Origin of the sequence: Candidatus Poriferisocius sp. (assembly GCF_965208355.1) — a bacterium.
Lineage (GTDB): Bacteria > Actinomycetota > Acidimicrobiia > Acidimicrobiales > Bin134 > Poriferisocius.
Map to the genome: position 1 here is coordinate 744,793 of NZ_CBDBOM010000003.1, position 15,118 is coordinate 759,910.

Consider the following 15,118-nt stretch of genomic DNA (forward strand, 5'->3'; position numbering starts at 1 on the left):
TGTTGGGCGGACCGAGGGGATTTGAACCCCCGACCTCCGGGACCACAACCCGGCGCTCTAACCTGACTGAGCTACGGCCCGCACGGCCCGGTCAGTCTACGGGGAGTTTCGGGATACGGGGAAACCGTTTGGCGGCGGTACCGAATTCCGCTTAGCTGAGCCAGGCGATGATGGCCTCGGCCAGCGCGGGGCCCTGGTCTTCTTGGATGAAGTGGCTGGCCGGTCGGAACTGGTCATGGGGCTGACCAGCGGCACCGGGGATCCGCTCACTGATGGCCGCCTGTCCGCGGCCCAGAACGGGGTCGTCGGGGGCCCAAAGAGTTAGCACCGGCTTGGTCCACTGTTCCAGCACCTGCCAGGCCTCCCGGTTAGCGGGAACGGCGGGATCCTCAGGCGAGATCGGCACCAGCATGGGGAAGTGGCGGGCCCCGGCCATGTAGACCTCATCAGGAAACGGCGCCCGATAGGCCTCTTGGGCCGCTTCGCTCAATTCGTTCGCGGTGGCGTTGTCCACCAGCCGGCCGCAGTCGAGGTACTCCACTTCCTGGCTGAACTGGAGCCAGAACTCGAAGCCCGCTCCGGGCGACTGGCCTTCAGGCAGCCCGGTGTTGGCCAGGATCAGCCGGTCGATCAGATCGGGGTTCTCGGCGGCCACCCGCAGCCCGATGAGCCCGCCCCAGTCCTGGCCGAACAGGTGCAGTGGACCGGCGCCCCGCTCGGCGGCGGTGGCAGCGAGGAACTGCCGCATCCACGAAACGTGGCCCGCATAGGTATAGGCCGAGCGCTCCACCGGCTTGTCCGAGCGCCCGAACCCGATCAGGTCGGGCACCACCGCCCGATATCCGGCCGCCACCAGCGGCGGAATCATCTTGCGGTACAGGTATCCCCACGTCGGCTCGCCGTGCAACAGCAGGATCGTGGCCGTGTCGTCACCCGCCCCTTCCGGCTCTGCCATCACATAGGCCATCCGCAGGCCGTCAATATCGACATAGCGCGGTTCGTACGGATAGTCGTCGATCCCGGCAAACCGCTCTTCCGGAGTGCGCACAAACGCCACCCCGCCGGCAGTGGTCATTTCAGCCATCCCCCGACGCTACCGCCGCAGACGGGTCCGCCCGTTGTCGTCACTGCTAGTCACCGCAAACCTGGCACTGGCCAGGCTTGGGTGGGCAATACACTCGAAACGATTGGCAAATGCGCCGGCCCGCCCCTGTAGCTCAGTCCGGACAGAGCAGGTGACTTCTAATCATCAGGCCGCAGGTTCGAATCCTGCCGGGGGCGCTTCCTGAATCCGTCGGAGGCCGTTGATAGACGGGGGCGCATTGCGAAGAGAGCGGGTGACGAGAATCGAACTCGCGTCATCAGCTTGGAAGGCTGGGGTTCTACCACTGAACTACACCCGCGGGGCTGGCCGTTCATGATATCCAGTGGTCGCGGCCACCGGCTACGACACGAGGATTCAGGGGGTCGTCGGTAAAATGCGGACCCTGTGAGGAGCACAGTCGAGGCGCTGGAGGGCAACCGGGTCAAGGTGTCGGTGGACATCGAGGCCGACGAATTCGAGGAGAAGCTCGACGAGGCCTTCCGCAAGCTCGCCCGCCAGGTACGCCTTCCCGGCTTCCGTCCCGGCAAGGCACCCCGGCGGGTGCTGGAGGCCCGGCTGGGTCCTCAGGCCGCTCGGGGGGAGGCCCTCAGCGATGCGGTGCCCGAGTACTACGCCCAGGCCGTGGTCGACCACGACGTCGACGTCATCGCCCCCCCGGAGATAGACATCACCAGCGGCGCCGAGGACGGCCCGGTCAGCTTCGACGCCGTGGTGGAAGTGCGCCCCCTCATCACCATCACCGGCTACGACCAGCTCAAAGCCGAGGTGCCCAGCCCCGATCCCACCGATGAGGAGATCAGCGAGCAGATCGACCAGCTCCGCAAGCAGTTCGGCGACCTGGCTCCCGCGGCGCGTCCCGCGATCGACGGCGACAACGTGACCATGGACATCTACGGCTCGTACAACGGCGAGGAGGTTGAGGGCCTCACCGTGGACGATTACGCCTACGAGGTGGGCCAAGGAGCCGTGGTGCCCGAGATCGACGAGGAGCTTCGGGGCGCCAAGGCCGGCGACATCTTGGAGTTCAACGCCAAGCACCCCGACCCCGACGAGGACGGGCTCTTGCGGTTCCGCATCCTGGTCAAAGAAGTGCAGGAGACGATCCTGCCCGACTTCGACGACGAGTTCGCCCAAGAGGCCTCCGAGTTCGACACCGCCGAAGAGCTGCGGGCCGACGTCACCGAGAACATCGCCCGCCACAAGCGGGTCAATGCCTTGAACTCGCTGGGCCGCCAAGTGGGAGAACAGCTCGCCGAATTGGTGACCGACGACATTCCCGACGCCCTGGTGGACGCCGAAGTGGCACATCGCCTTCGCACCCTCGAAATGCGCCTGGGCAGCCAGGGCATCGAGATAGAGGGCTATCTGGAGGCTATAGGCCAGACCGCCGAGGAGCTGGCCGAGGGCCTGCGGGAACCGGCTCTGCAAGAGGCGAAAACCGACCTGGCCTTGCGGGCAGTGGCCGCGGCGGAATCCATCGAAGCCGCTGATGAGGACGTGGATTTCGAGCTGGCCGCCCTCGCCGCTCAGGTGGGCCAGACGGTCGGCGAGCTCAAGTCTTCGTTATTCGCTGACGATGAAAGCCGTCTCAAGGGGGTACGATTAGACGCGCAGATGCGCAAAACCCGGGAATGGGTGTTGGAGCAGGTCGAGATAACCGATCTCGACGGAAACACCGTCGAACGCTCTAGCCTGAACCCGGACGACGAGTCTGACCTTCCCCCCAACACCATCGAGAGCCAAACCACATGAACCCTCAGAACTACATGGTGCCCGTCGTGGTCGAGCAGACCAACCGGGGTGAGCGCTCGTTCGACCTCTATTCCCGGCTGCTCAAGGAGAACATCATCTTCTTGGGCACTCCCATCGACGACACGGTGGCCAACCTGATCTGCGCGCAACTGCTGCACTTGGAGTCGGAGAACCCCGACAAGGACATAAACCTCTACATCAACAGCCCGGGCGGCGACATCAACGCCATGTTCGCCATCTACGACACCATGCAGTACTTGAAGCCCGACATCACCACTATCTGCTTCGGCCAGGCCGCCTCGGCTGCTGCGGTGCTGCTGGCGGCGGGGGCGCCCGGAAAGCGCCTGGCGCTGCCCCACTCCCGGATGCTGATCCACCAGCCCTATGCGGGGGCGTCGGGGCAGGTTTCCGACATTGAGATCGCCTCCCGAGAGATCCAGCGGCTCAAAGACCAGCTGGAACTGCTTCTGGCCCGCCATACCGGCCAAGATCTGGAGAAGGTCAAGCAGGACACCGATCGCGACTATGTGATGACCGCCGAGGACGCCAAGGAATACGGGCTCATTGACGACGTCATCTCGTCGCGTGACGCCGTGGAATCCGCCGGCCCGATCACGGCCATCCGATAGGGGGGAGCAAAGACCGTGGCGAAGTTCGGAGAAGGGGGGGAACTTCTCAAGTGCAGCTTCTGCGGTAAAACCCAGAAGCAGGTCAAGAAGATGATCGCCGGGCCCGGTGTCTACATCTGCGATGAGTGCATCGACCTCTGCAACGAGATCATCGAGGAAGAGCTGGCTGAGGGCACCGACGTCGGCTTCAAGGAGCTACCCAAGCCCCAGGAGATCTACTCCTTTTTGAACGACTACATCATCGGCCAGGAGCACGCCAAGCGGATCCTGTCGGTGGCGGTGTACAACCACTACAAACGGGTGCAGATGGGCTCGTCTGACCCCGAGGTGGAGCTGTCCAAGTCGAACATCCTGCTACTCGGCCCCACCGGGTGCGGCAAGACGCTGATGGCCCAGACCCTGGCCCGGATGCTCAACGTGCCCTTCGCCATCGCCGATGCCACCGCGTTGACCGAGGCCGGTTACGTGGGCGAGGACGTGGAGAACATCCTCCTCAAGCTCATCCAGGCCGCCGACTACGACGTCAAAAAGGCGGAGACCGGCATCATCTACATCGACGAGATCGACAAGATCTCTCGCAAGAGCGAGAACCCGTCGATCACCCGGGATGTGTCCGGCGAGGGTGTGCAGCAGGCCCTGCTGAAGATCCTGGAGGGCACCACCGCCTCGGTGCCGCCCCAGGGCGGGCGCAAGCATCCCCATCAGGAGTTCATCCAGATCGACACCACTAACGTGCTGTTCATTGTGGGCGGGGCCTTCGCCGGCTTGGAGCAGATCATCGAGAATCGGGTGGGCAATGTGGGGGTGGGCTTCGGTGCCGACATTCGCACCGAGACCGAGCGGGACCATGGCGAGCTGTTCAACCAGGTTCAGCCCGAGGACCTCATCAAATTCGGCCTCATCCCCGAATTCATCGGGCGCCTGCCGGTGGTGGGGGTCGTCTCCCACCTGGAGCGCGACATGCTGGTCAGGATCCTGGTGGAGCCCAAGAACGCCCTGGTCAAGCAGTACTGCAAGTTCTTCGAGTTCGAGAACGTGGAGCTGATGATCGACGACGACGCGCTGTCGGAGGTGGCCGAGCTGGCCCTCACCCGCAACACGGGGGCCCGAGGGTTGCGGGCCATCCTTGAAGAGGTGCTGCTCGACGTGATGTACGAGCTGCCCAGCCGAGACGACGTGGTGCAATGCGTGGTCGGCGCCGATACCGTCCGCGGCGAGGAAGCCCCTCAGCTGCTCAATGCGGCCAAGGCCCGTTCAACCGACCGGTCCCGCCGCCAGGCCAGCTGACTTCCCTGCGGTCGCCGACGATTTGAGCGAGGTCGCGGACTCCGCTCTCCTGGCCGAGGTCCGGGCGTGGTTGGACGGCCACGTCAACCTGGAGGCCACAGCCGGCGATACCGACGGCCTGACGCTGGAGCCTATGCGCGAGCTTTTGGCCTCTTTGGGCGACCCCCAGGCCGACTACCCGGCAGTCCACATCACCGGCACCAACGGCAAGGGCTCGGTGGCCGCGCTGATCGCCGCGCTGGCCGGGGCGTGGGGCATGACCGTAGGGGTGTACGCCAGCCCCCACGTCGAGCGCATCAACGAGCGAATGACAGTGGGCGGCGACCCCATCGACGACGCCGATCTGGCCGAGATGCTGAGCCACCTGCGGCTAGTGGCAGACCATCTGGCCGCCGACCGCGTCGGCGCCCCGCCCTCGTGGTTCGAGATGGTCACCGCGGCCGCGCTGCGCTGGTTCGCAGATTCGGCGGTCGACCTGGCCGTGGTGGAGGTGGGCAAGCTGGGCCGCTTTGACGCCACCAACGTGGTGAACAGCGAGGTGGCGGTGATCACAAATATCGGCCGCGACCACACCGATGGCCGGCCCGGTTGGGAACAAGAGGTGATGGGGGAGAAGGCCGGCATCCTGCATCCTGGCGCCGTCGCCGTTCTGGGCCCGATAGACCCCGATCTGGTGGCCATCGCCGCCAAGGAGTCGCCCAGGGAGATGCTGGTGGATGGCCAGCACTTTGAACTCGAGGAGAACCGCCCGGCGATGGGAGGACGGTTGGTCACGGTGCGCACCCCGAAAGCCCGCTACGACGACGTCTACGTAAGCTTGTTCGGCGCCCATCAGGGGGAGAACGCCGCACTGGCCATCGCCGCCTTTGAGGCCCTGGTGGACCAGGAGCTGGATGACGGCATCCTGGCCGCATTGGGCGATGTGGCGGTCCCGGCCCGATTTGAAGTGGCGACTCGCCAGCCCCTGGTGGTGATCGACGGGGCCCACAATCCCGACGGACTGGCCGCGTCAGCAGAAACTCTGGCCGACCAATTCACCGTGTTGGGCCAGGTGATTTGGGTGGTCGGGATGATGCGAGACAAGGAACCCGGCGCCATGTTGGACGCCATCGAGGCCTCCGGTGCCCGCTGCGACCTGGTGGTGTGCTGCGCTCCCGACTGGCCGCGGGCCCTGCCCGCCGCCGAATTGGCCGCCGCCGTCCGCAACCGGGGGATCGATGCCGAGACCGCCGGCGATGTCGCCGAGGCGGTGGACCGGGCCCTGGCGCTATCCACCGAGGAGGACGCCGTGGTGGTCACCGGCTCTCTGTACACCGCAGGTGCGGCCCGCCTTCACATGGCCGCAGCCAATAAGTAGGGTTCCCCCGGTGACGGCCGGCGGCACTCGATCAGTGAGGTGCAATCTGTGAATCGGACTCTCGTGTTGTGCAAGCCCGACGCGGTGGAGCGAGGCCTGGTGGGGGCTATCTTGTCCCGTTTCGAGGCCCGGGGCCTGCGGATCGCGGCCATGCGCATGCTCACCATCGACGCCGAACTGGCCGCCCGGCACTACGCCGAGCACGTGGAGCGCCCGTTCTATCCCGACTTGGTGGCGTTCATCGGCCGCTCGCCGTCGGTGGCTGTGGTGGTGGAGGGGCCCGACGACGTCTACGCCGTCGTCCGCTCCATGATGGGCGCCACCAACCCTCTGGAATCCCCCCCAGGCACCATCCGGGGCGACTACGGGCTAGAGGTCACCGAAAACCTCGTTCATGGTTCTGACAGCAATGCCTCCGCTGAGCGGGAGATTGCAATCTTCTTCCCCGAGCTGTGATATCGGGACCGGCTGTAGCCGGTGTGCGATTCCCGTGCCGAGTTGTGGCCAATGCCGGTGTGCGATTTGGAATCGGCTGTTCTAGTCTTGCGCCATGGTGAAGCGGCGGTTCTCTTCCAGTAGCGGCATTGTCGGCCGCGATGTCGCAATCGACCTCGGCACCGCCAACACGCTGGTGTATGTCCGAGGGGAGGGGATCCTCATCAACGAGCCTTCGGTGGTGGCCGTCACCAACGAAGGAGTGCCCATGGCGGTGGGCTCGGAGGCCAAGCGGATGCTGGGGCGCACGCCGGCCCACATCCAAGCCATCCGCCCACTCAAAGACGGGGTGATCGCCAACTTCGACATCTGCGAGAAGATGCTGCGCTACTTCATCCAACGGGTGTCTCCCGGCCGGTTCATCAGGCCCCGCATGGTGATCTGCGTACCCTCTGGTATCACCCCGGTTGAGCAGCGGGCCGTGCAGGAGGCGGCGGTCTCCGCGGGGGCCAAGAAGCCGGTCTACATCATCGAAGAGCCCATGGCCGCGGCCATCGGCGCCGGGCTGCCGGTGCAGGAAGCTTCGGGAAGCATGATCGTGGACATCGGCGGCGGTACCACCGAGGTGGCCATGATCTCGCTGGGCGGCGTGGTGACCGGCCAGTCGATTCGGATGGGCGGAGACCGGATGGACGAGGACATCATCGCCTACCTGAAGAAAGAGCACAGCCTTACCATCGGCAGCCGCACCGCTGAAGAGGTCAAGATCGTGCTGGGCACCGCTTGGTCGGGCAGCGAGAATCGCTATGCGGAGGTCCGGGGCCAGGACATGGTCTCCGGTCTCCCCAAGACCGTGGTTACCTCTACCAACGAGATCCGCGAGGCCATCTCTGAAGTGGTGCGCTCCATCGTCGACGCGGTCAAAGTGACGTTGGACGAAACTCCCCCCGAACTGGCCGCCGACATTATGGAGGCGGGGATCGTTCTGGCCGGTGGCGGGGCCCTGCTGAACGGCATGCCCCCTCGGATCGAGGAAGAGACGGGGATGCCGGTCCGGTTGGCGCCCAATCCACTCCATGCGGTGGCCATTGGCTCTGGCCAGTCGCTGGAGGAGTTCGACGCGCTAGAGGGTCTCCTCTTCTCGTCGTCGTACGACTGATCTCTCGGTTCGGCCCCGTGGCAACGGGCACCCGCACAGGGCGGTCGCGGTTCACGCTGATCTTCCTTCTGCTCAGCTCCGCGACCCTGCTGACCCTGGACGCCCGGGAATTCGAGCCTCTCCAGCGGACCGAGGAAACCCTTTCCGATCTGATCTCGCCACTGCGGACGGGGGCGGATCGGGTATTTGAACCCGTCGGCGACGCCTGGGCTGGCGTCACCGGCTACGACGAGCTGGAGGCTGAGAACGAGGCCCTCAGACAAGAGCTGCAAATGCTCGAGGGCCAGAGGATCTTGGACACCGATGCGGCCATCCGCCTCGAATTGCTGCTTGACGAGCTGGGTTTGCCCTATGTGCAGGACATTCCCAATGTCGTGGGCGAGGTGGTGACCGCCAACGTGGGCAACTTCGACCGGTATTCGGTGCAGATCAACCGCGGGTCTGAGGACGGCATCCGCAACGGGATGCCGGTGGTGACCAGGGGCGGTCTCATCGGGCGGATCGACGGCGACCCGGGCCGAGGGCATTCCCGGGTGACGCTGCTCACCGACCCCGGCTTCGAGGTTGGGGTGCTGGTAGTGGGCACCGACGACGTGGCTCTGGCCTCGGGCGGCGGGCATGGCGAACCCCTCATGGTTACCAAGGGGCTGGAGATCGACACCGAGGTCGCTGTCGGCCATGAGGTGGTCACCAGCGGAGTGGACCGGAGCCGCTATCCCCCAGGTATTCCGATCGGCATTGTCACCAACATCGACTACGACGAAGCCCGCCTGCTGCAGCTCCTCACGGTGGAGCCCTCGGCCAACACCGACAATCTGAGCTTTGTGACTGTTCTGCTCTATGACCCCCTGGCCGAGGATTCATGAACACGGCCAAGTCATACACCCGCAGTGCATTGGCACCGACTCCAAAGGCGACCGAGCTGTGAACACGGCCAACGCCTATCTGCGCAGCGCCCTGTTCTTGCTGACTGCCCTGGTTCTGCACATGGCCCTGTTCTCCGACCTGCGGGTGATGGGAGTGGCTCCCGAAGTGCCCTTGGCTATTGCGATCACCGCCGGCCTAGTGGGCGGACCCGAGCGGGGCGCAGTGGCCGGATTCCTAATCGGCTTGGGCATCGACCTGTATTTGCCCACGCTGTTCGGCCTCTCCGCCCTCATCTACACCGTGTGGGGCTACACGGTGGGACTGATCGAGGAGCGGATCTTCCGCAGCGCATGGTGGATCAACGTTTTGGTCACTGCCGCGGCCACCGCCGGCGGGTTGCTGGTGTACGCGGTGCTCGGGGAGCTGCTCGGCGAGGCCAACCTCTATACCGATCGCCTCTATGTGGTGATGGGAGTTGCCGCGGCCTACAACCTGGTGCTCAGTTTGCCTTTGCTGGGAATGTGGCGCTGGTCGTGGCCCAGGCTTCTCGGTGAAGAACGTTGACCCCGGAATCGCTGCGCCTGCGCCTCAGTTTCCTGGCCTTGTTGGCCCTGCTCGCATTCGGGGTTCTGGCGGCCCGTCTGTGGTTCCTGCAAGTGATGAGCTCCGAGGAGTTCGAGAACATCGCGGTTTCCAACACCATCCGGGTGATCTATGAGCCCGCCCCCCGGGGCCGCATCTTCGACACCAACGGCAATGTGCTGGTGGATAACCGGGAGTCACTGGTGGTGACCGTGGACCGGTTCACCTTCGACACCGAGTTCGACGAGGACGAACAGGAAGATCTGGTGCTCCGCTTGGCCACCGAGATCAGCCGGGCTGGCCGGCTCACCAAGATCTTCGAGATCAACGATGCACTCGACGACCCCCGCTATGGGCCCCTCGATTCGGTGCCGGTTGCCGACGACGTCACTGAGAACTTCGAGATCGTCTTGGCCGAGCGGGCCGACGAATTCCCCGGCGTGGGCACTGTCATCCGCAGCGTGCGCACTTACCCCTACGGTGATTTGGCCGCCCACATCCTGGGGTACGTCTCTCTGCTCAGCGAGGAGCAGTACGAATTGGTGGCCGATGATCCCAAGACCTATCGGCGCAATGATGAGATCGGCCAGACCGGGATCGAGGCGTCCTTCGAGTCGGTGCTGAGGGGCACGCCCGGATTCACCCGACTTGAGGTGGACAACGTGGGCGACCCGGTGGCGGTGCTCGCGCAGGTTGATCCCATCGCCGGGGCCGACGTGCACCTCACTCTGGACATCGATATCCAGGCATTGGCTGAGAAGGAGCTCTTGGCCGGATTGGCTGAGGCCCGCCAGCAGGAGACCGATGACCCCAACGACCCGCCATTCAAAGCCCCTGGTGGGGCTCTGGTGGTGCTGGATCCCAACGGATCTGAGGTTCTGGCCATGGCGTCGTTCCCTACGTACTCGCCCAGCGAGTTCGTACACGGCTTCTCCGAAGATCGGTGGGCCCAGCTCCAAGACCCCAACAACCACCAGCCGCTGCACAACCGGGCCTTGGCCGGCATCTATCCGCCGGGGTCGACGTTCAAGCTGTTCACCGCCTACGCCGCGATGAACAGCGGCGTGATCGGCGAGCGCGGCGTGCTTGACGTGCGCACGCTCTACGAGGATGCCGGTACCTACGTCGTGCCGTCCTGCGAGGAGGATGTGATCGCGTCGTGCACCTTCAGGAACGCGGAGGAGGCCATATATGGGCCGGTGGACCTGCGTCGGGCCATCACCGTGTCGTCCGACGTCTACTTCTACTACTTGGGCGACACCATGGACCGCGCCGACCGCTTCGATCGGGAGGGCATACAGCGGGCGGCCCAACTCTTTGGCTTCGGCGCACCGTCGGGCATCGCGCTTCCCGGCGAGGGCGCGGGCCGAGTGCCTTCGCCGTCAGCAGCTGAAGCCGCGGGCGAGCCGTGGCGAACCGGTGACTCGATCGTGCTGGCCATCGGCCAGGGCGTGCTGGGGGCCACCCCGCTTCAGCTGGCCAACGGCTACGCCACCTTCGCCAACGGGGGAACGCTGTATTCGCCCAAGATGGTGGAGCAGGTGGTGAATCCGGTGACCGGTGAGGTGTTGCAGGCCTTCGCCGACCGGGTACTCGACCAGGTCTACCTGCCCCGCTCCATCAGACTGCCGATCCTGGAGGGGCTGTTGGGTGTGACCGCCGAGTTGGAGGGCACCGCCCACTCGGCGTTCTTCGGCTTCCCCCATGAGGAGTGGCCGGTGGCGGGCAAGACCGGGACGGCCGAGGTCGTGGGCCAAGCCGACAACTCGCTGTTTGCGGCCTTCGGACCTAATCCCAATCCCGAATACGTAGTCGTGGCGATCATGGAGGAGTCGGGATTCGGGGCATCGGTAGCTGCTCCCGCGGTGCGCCGGGTGCTGGAGCCCATCGCCACCAACTCGGTGCCCGCGGTCCGCACCATCGACGACTTGGCCGAGTTGAGCGGGTCGATCAGCGATGATGGGGCTGAGGTGGACGCCGAGAACGCAGATCTGGAGAGTACGGCCTGATGGCAGTCATTTCTCTGGAGGAACGCCGTTTGAAGGACCGGGAATTCAATCCCCGGAGCAGCCCCTACGCGCCGTGGATGCACATCGATCTGCTGTTGGTGCTGGCCGCGGCTGGTCTGGCCGCCATTGGGATCGCGGCCATCTACAGCACCACCCGGGGCCGCGATCCGGAGAATTTCGACTCCTTCTTCTTGGAGCGCCAATCGCTGTTCGCCGTGGCCGGCGCGCTGTTCATGATCTTTGCGGCCTGGTTCCCATATCAAGAGCTGGCCAAGTTCGCGGTAGCCATCTACGGGGTTGGGATTCTGGCGCTGATCGTGGTGCTGGGACCGTTGGGCGAAGAGGTCAACGGGGCCCGTTCGTGGTTCCGATTCGGCGATTTCCAGCTTCAGCCGTCTGAATTCCACAAGCTGGCGATCATCGTCGCGGTGGCGTACTTCTTGTCGCGCTACGAAGACCACTTGAGCGCCCCCCGGGTGTTTTTTGCCGTGGGCATCGTGGCGTGGCCCGGATTGCTGGTTCTTCTCCAGCCCGATGTGGGTACCGCGATCATCTACGTGTTCATCGGTTTCGTCCTGCTGCTGATCGGCGGCATTCGCTTCCGACAGGTCATCGGAATCGCCCTGATCGTGGTCACGGTGGTGGCGCTGATGATCAACTCCAACATGCTGGAGGAGTACCAGACCAACCGGCTGCGCACCTTCGTAGACCCCACGACCGGCATCACCGACGCCGCCTTCCAGCAGCGCCAAGCCCAGATTGCCATCGGCAACGGCGGGGTGAGCGGCAAGGGCTACGGCGAGGGTTCCCAGACGCTGAGCGGCTTGGTGCCCCAGCAGCACACCGACTTCATCTTCACCGTCATCGGCGAGGAGTTCGGTTTCGTGGGCTCGGCCGCCACCCTGGGCCTCTACGCCCTGCTGCTGCTGCGAATTCTCCAGGCGGCTCGCCTGGCCAAGGACCGATTCGGCGCCCTCATCTGCTCGGGCGTGTTCGCCATGATCCTGTTCCAGATGTTCGAAGCGGTGGGTATGACACTGGGCATCACCCCCATAACCGGCATTCCCCTTCCCCTGGTCTCATACGGCGGTTCCTCGGCCATCGCAACACTCATCGGCCTCGGCCTGGTTTTGAACGTTCGCATGCGCAGGTTCGTCTGACCGGGAATTCGGGTTTAGGCGTCAGCGGCTGCCGGCGGTCCATCTGAACTGGTTCGGGCTGGCGAAGGGCCGGCGGTAGATTGGTGGCAATGTCGCTTTGGCCGGAATTAGAACTGGTGCTGCCCGAGGTGTCGAAACCGGCGCGCTACATCGGCGGCGAGGGCGGAATGGCGACGCCGGAGCATCATCCCTCCAAGGTGGCGTGGCTGCTGGCCTATCCCGACACCTATGAGATCGGCTTGCCCAACCAGGGCCTTCAGATCCTCTACGAAATCCTCAACGAGCGAGATGACTCGGTGGCCGAGAGGGCCTATGCCCCCTGGGTGGACATGGAGGCTGAGATGCGGGCCGCGGGCCTGCCGCTGTTCTCGGTGGACACTCACCGCCGGGCGGCGGATTTCGACGTGCTGGCGTTCAACCTGTCGGCCGAGCTGGTCTACACCAACCTGCTCAACTGCATCGACTTGGCCGGAGCCCCGGTGCGAGCCGAGAACCGAGCCGACGACGACTTGTTGATCGGCGCGGGCGGGCACTGCACCTACAACCCCGAGCCGCTGGCCGATTTCGTGGACTTCTTCGTGCTGGGCGACGGCGAGGAGGTGGTCTCAGAGATCACCGCGGCGGTCTGGGAATGGAAGCGTTCGGGTAAGAAGTCGCGCCAGTCGGTGCTGCGGGCCCTAGCCGCTATCGAAGGCGTGTATGTGCCGTCGCTGTACGACGTGGCCTACGACGGCCCGGCGCTGGTGTCGATCACGCCCCGGTTCGCCGATGTTCCCGCCGTGGTGGAGAAGCGCACGGTGGCCGATCTGGCGGCGTGGCCCTATCCCAAGCAGCAGCTGGTGCCGCTCACCGAGGTGGTCCACGACCGGCTCAACGTGGAGGTGTTCCGGGGCTGCACCCGGGGGTGCCGGTTCTGCCAGGCGGGGATGATCACCCGTCCGGTACGGGAGCGCCCCGCCGATCAGGTCCGCACCATGGTTGCCGACGGACTGGCCCGCTCCGGCTATGACGAGGTGGCGCTCACCTCATTGTCCACGGCCGATTTCAGCGGGATCACCGAAGTGGTGTCCGCCACCATGGACTGCGGCGCCGGAGAAGTGTCGGTGTCGCTGCCCAGTCTGCGGGTGGACGCCTTCACCGTGGGTCTGGCCGCCCAGATCCAGCGGGCTCGGCGCACCGGCCTGACCTTCGCCCCCGAAGCCGGATCGTGGCGGATGCGCCGGGTGATCAACAAGCTCATCGACGAGCGAGACCTCTACGGGGCGGTGGAGTCGGCCTTCTCCCAGGGTTGGCGGCGCATGAAGCTCTACTTCCTCACCGGCCTCCCCACCGAGACCGATGTGGACACGCTGGCCATAGGAGAGCTGGCCCGCAATTGCGTGGAGTTGGGCAGGTCCCACACCAAGAACCCATCGGTCACGGTCTCGCTGGGCGGGTTCGTGCCCAAGCCGTTCACGCCGTTCCAATGGTTCGGCCAGAACACGGTGTCGGAGCTCCAGCGCAAGGTCTTCCTGCTGCGAGATGACATCAAGCGGAACCGGGGCGTCCAAATGAAGTGGCACGATCCCAAGGCCAGCTTGGTGGAGGGAATCGCCAGCCGGGGCGACCGCCGCATCGGGCGAGTCATCGAGGAGGTGTGGCGCCAAGGGGGCACATTCCAGGAATGGTCGGAGCATTTCGACTACGACCGCTGGACCCAGGCCATGGCTAAACACGGGCTGTCGGTGGACTGGTATGTGCACCGACACCGCACTGAGGACGAGGTACTTCCCTGGGATCACCTCTCCGCTGGCCTGCACAAGGACTTTCTGTGGCAGGACTGGAGGGACGCCCTTAATGAAGTGGGCTTGGAGGACTGCCGCTGGACCCCGTGCTATGACTGCGGGGCCTGCACCGGCTACAGCATCGAGCACATTGTGGCCTCCGCCACGCCACCGGCCGGGGGCAGCCAGGGCACCGGCCAGGTGCCCACTGGCTACCAGCCGCCCCAAGCGGTATCGGTGCAGCTGTCGGGCGTCGGTGCCAGGAATTCGACATGAATCCGAATCAAGCACCACGCACCCGGATCAGACTGCGGTATAGCAAAGCGGGGCGGATCCGCTTCACCAGCCACCGCGATGTGGCCCGCATCTGGGAGCGCTCGCTGCGGCGGACCGGGTTGCCGGTGGCTCAGACCGAGGGGTTCTCACCGCGGGCCAAACTGCACTTCGGCCTGGCCTTGGCCACCAGCCACGAGTCGGACGCCGAGTATTTGGATGTCGACTTCAAGGTTGACGACATGGCGGCGGATGAGGTGCTGAAAGCCCTGGTCGGCGTGCTGCCCGACGGTATTGAGGCCACCGGGGGGGCGGTTCTGGCACCGGGGACGATGTCGTTGCAGCAGGCTGTGACCATCTGCGATTGGGACATCGAATTGTTGGACGTGGCCTCCGGTGATCTCGCCCAATGGGTAGATCAAGTGCTCGGGGCGGCTACGCTTATGGTTACGCGAGAACGCAAAGGCCAAAAGATCACCGACGATCTGGCCCCACAGGTGCGTGCCCTGGAGGTCGGTGAACCGACGAGCCGGGGGGTTCGCCTCCTGGCCACTCTGGGCACCCAGCCGCGGGCAGCACGCCCGTCGGAGCTTTTGGCCGCTCAAGAACCGGTGTTTCGACCGGTGCTGATTCGGCGCACTCGTCAATGGATTGAGCAGGATGGCGCCCGCTTGGAGCCACTTGAGGTCGGCGCAGCCCCTGCTCAGCACACCCTGGTTGGTGTGCAATGAGAAAGGACT

General features: G+C 65.0%; 13 protein-coding genes and 3 tRNA genes. 13 read left to right on the forward strand and 3 right to left on the reverse strand.

Features of this window, described 5'->3' with window-relative positions; translation table 11 throughout:
* Window positions 1-3: 3 nt before the first annotated feature.
* A tRNA-His gene (locus tag ACOGXH_RS04670) sits at window positions 4-81 on the reverse strand.
* 70 nt (window positions 82-151) lie between these two features.
* Window positions 152-1,057, reverse strand: coding sequence for a haloalkane dehalogenase (locus ACOGXH_RS04675; protein ID WP_419930321.1), 906 nt, complete (start codon window positions 1,055-1,057; stop codon window positions 152-154).
* Window positions 1,058-1,206: 149 nt separating this feature from the next.
* Here ACOGXH_RS04675 and ACOGXH_RS04680 point away from each other — a divergent pair.
* Window positions 1,207-1,281, forward strand: a tRNA-Arg gene (locus tag ACOGXH_RS04680).
* Between the two features lie 51 nt (window positions 1,282-1,332).
* On the opposite strand, the gene ACOGXH_RS04685 is transcribed toward ACOGXH_RS04680, so the two are convergent.
* Window positions 1,333-1,403 (reverse strand) — tRNA-Gly (locus ACOGXH_RS04685).
* Between the two features lie 86 nt (window positions 1,404-1,489).
* On the opposite strand from ACOGXH_RS04685, the gene tig reads away from it, so the two are divergent.
* From tig to ACOGXH_RS04745, 12 genes are all read left to right on the forward strand, one after another.
* Window positions 1,490-2,857: a trigger factor gene (gene tig, locus ACOGXH_RS04690; protein ID WP_419927957.1), complete on the forward strand. Its 1,368-nt coding sequence runs from the start codon at window positions 1,490-1,492 to the stop codon at window positions 2,855-2,857.
* A complete protein-coding gene (locus tag ACOGXH_RS04695; RefSeq protein WP_419927958.1) occupies window positions 2,854-3,486 on the forward strand; it encodes an ATP-dependent Clp protease proteolytic subunit in 633 nt (210 codons plus the stop codon). The genes tig and ACOGXH_RS04695 overlap by 4 nt, the downstream gene beginning before the upstream one ends.
* Before the next feature lie 15 nt (window positions 3,487-3,501).
* Window positions 3,502-4,773 carry an ATP-dependent Clp protease ATP-binding subunit ClpX gene (clpX, locus tag ACOGXH_RS04700; RefSeq protein ID WP_419927959.1) on the forward strand — a complete coding sequence of 424 codons (1,272 nt, stop codon included), beginning with the start codon at window positions 3,502-3,504 and terminating at the stop codon, window positions 4,771-4,773.
* A 22-nt stretch (window positions 4,774-4,795) separates the two neighbouring features.
* Entirely contained in the window at window positions 4,796-6,130 is a 1,335-nt protein-coding gene (locus tag ACOGXH_RS04705; protein WP_419927960.1) for a bifunctional folylpolyglutamate synthase/dihydrofolate synthase, read from the forward strand.
* Window positions 6,131-6,178: 48 nt separating this feature from the next.
* Complete coding sequence (gene ndk / locus ACOGXH_RS04710; RefSeq protein WP_419927961.1) at window positions 6,179-6,586, forward strand: nucleoside-diphosphate kinase; 408 nt, start codon at window positions 6,179-6,181, stop codon at window positions 6,584-6,586.
* Between the two features lie 94 nt (window positions 6,587-6,680).
* On the forward strand, window positions 6,681-7,724 hold the full coding sequence (locus ACOGXH_RS04715) for a rod shape-determining protein (protein WP_419927962.1): 1,044 nt from the start codon (window positions 6,681-6,683) through the stop codon (window positions 7,722-7,724).
* 17 nt (window positions 7,725-7,741) lie between these two features.
* Window positions 7,742-8,590 carry a rod shape-determining protein MreC gene (mreC, locus tag ACOGXH_RS04720; protein WP_419927963.1) on the forward strand — a complete coding sequence of 283 codons (849 nt, stop codon included), beginning with the start codon at window positions 7,742-7,744 and terminating at the stop codon, window positions 8,588-8,590.
* 58 nt (window positions 8,591-8,648) lie between these two features.
* Entirely contained in the window at window positions 8,649-9,155 is a 507-nt protein-coding gene (gene mreD / locus ACOGXH_RS04725; protein ID WP_419927964.1) for a rod shape-determining protein MreD, read from the forward strand.
* Window positions 9,152-11,182 carry a penicillin-binding protein 2 gene (mrdA, locus tag ACOGXH_RS04730; protein ID WP_419927965.1) on the forward strand — a complete coding sequence of 677 codons (2,031 nt, stop codon included), beginning with the start codon at window positions 9,152-9,154 and terminating at the stop codon, window positions 11,180-11,182. Before mreD ends, mrdA begins: the two co-directional genes overlap by 4 nt.
* Window positions 11,182-12,342: a rod shape-determining protein RodA gene (gene rodA / locus ACOGXH_RS04735; RefSeq protein WP_419927966.1), complete on the forward strand. Its 1,161-nt coding sequence runs from the start codon at window positions 11,182-11,184 to the stop codon at window positions 12,340-12,342. The genes mrdA and rodA overlap by 1 nt, the downstream gene beginning before the upstream one ends.
* Before the next feature lie 89 nt (window positions 12,343-12,431).
* On the forward strand, window positions 12,432-14,381 hold the full coding sequence (locus ACOGXH_RS04740; RefSeq protein ID WP_419927967.1) for a TIGR03960 family B12-binding radical SAM protein: 1,950 nt from the start codon (window positions 12,432-12,434) through the stop codon (window positions 14,379-14,381).
* Entirely contained in the window at window positions 14,378-15,109 is a 732-nt protein-coding gene (locus tag ACOGXH_RS04745; RefSeq protein ID WP_419927968.1) for a TIGR03936 family radical SAM-associated protein, read from the forward strand. Before ACOGXH_RS04740 ends, ACOGXH_RS04745 begins: the two co-directional genes overlap by 4 nt.
* The last annotated feature ends 9 nt before the right edge of the window (window positions 15,110-15,118 follow it).

Excerpts from the sequence above, each read along its gene's own strand:
- ACOGXH_RS04695 (WP_419927958.1), top strand. The coding sequence starts at position 2,854 with ATGAACCCTCAGAACTACATGGTGCCCGTCGTGGTCGAGCAGACCAAC.
- ACOGXH_RS04715 (WP_419927962.1), top strand. The coding sequence starts at position 6,681 with ATGGTGAAGCGGCGGTTCTCTTCCAGTAGCGGCATTGTCGGCCGCGAT.
- rodA (WP_419927966.1), top strand. The coding sequence starts at position 11,182 with ATGGCAGTCATTTCTCTGGAGGAACGCCGTTTGAAGGACCGGGAATTC.
- ACOGXH_RS04740 (WP_419927967.1), top strand. The coding sequence starts at position 12,432 with ATGTCGCTTTGGCCGGAATTAGAACTGGTGCTGCCCGAGGTGTCGAAA.
- ACOGXH_RS04745 (WP_419927968.1), top strand. The coding sequence starts at position 14,378 with ATGAATCCGAATCAAGCACCACGCACCCGGATCAGACTGCGGTATAGC.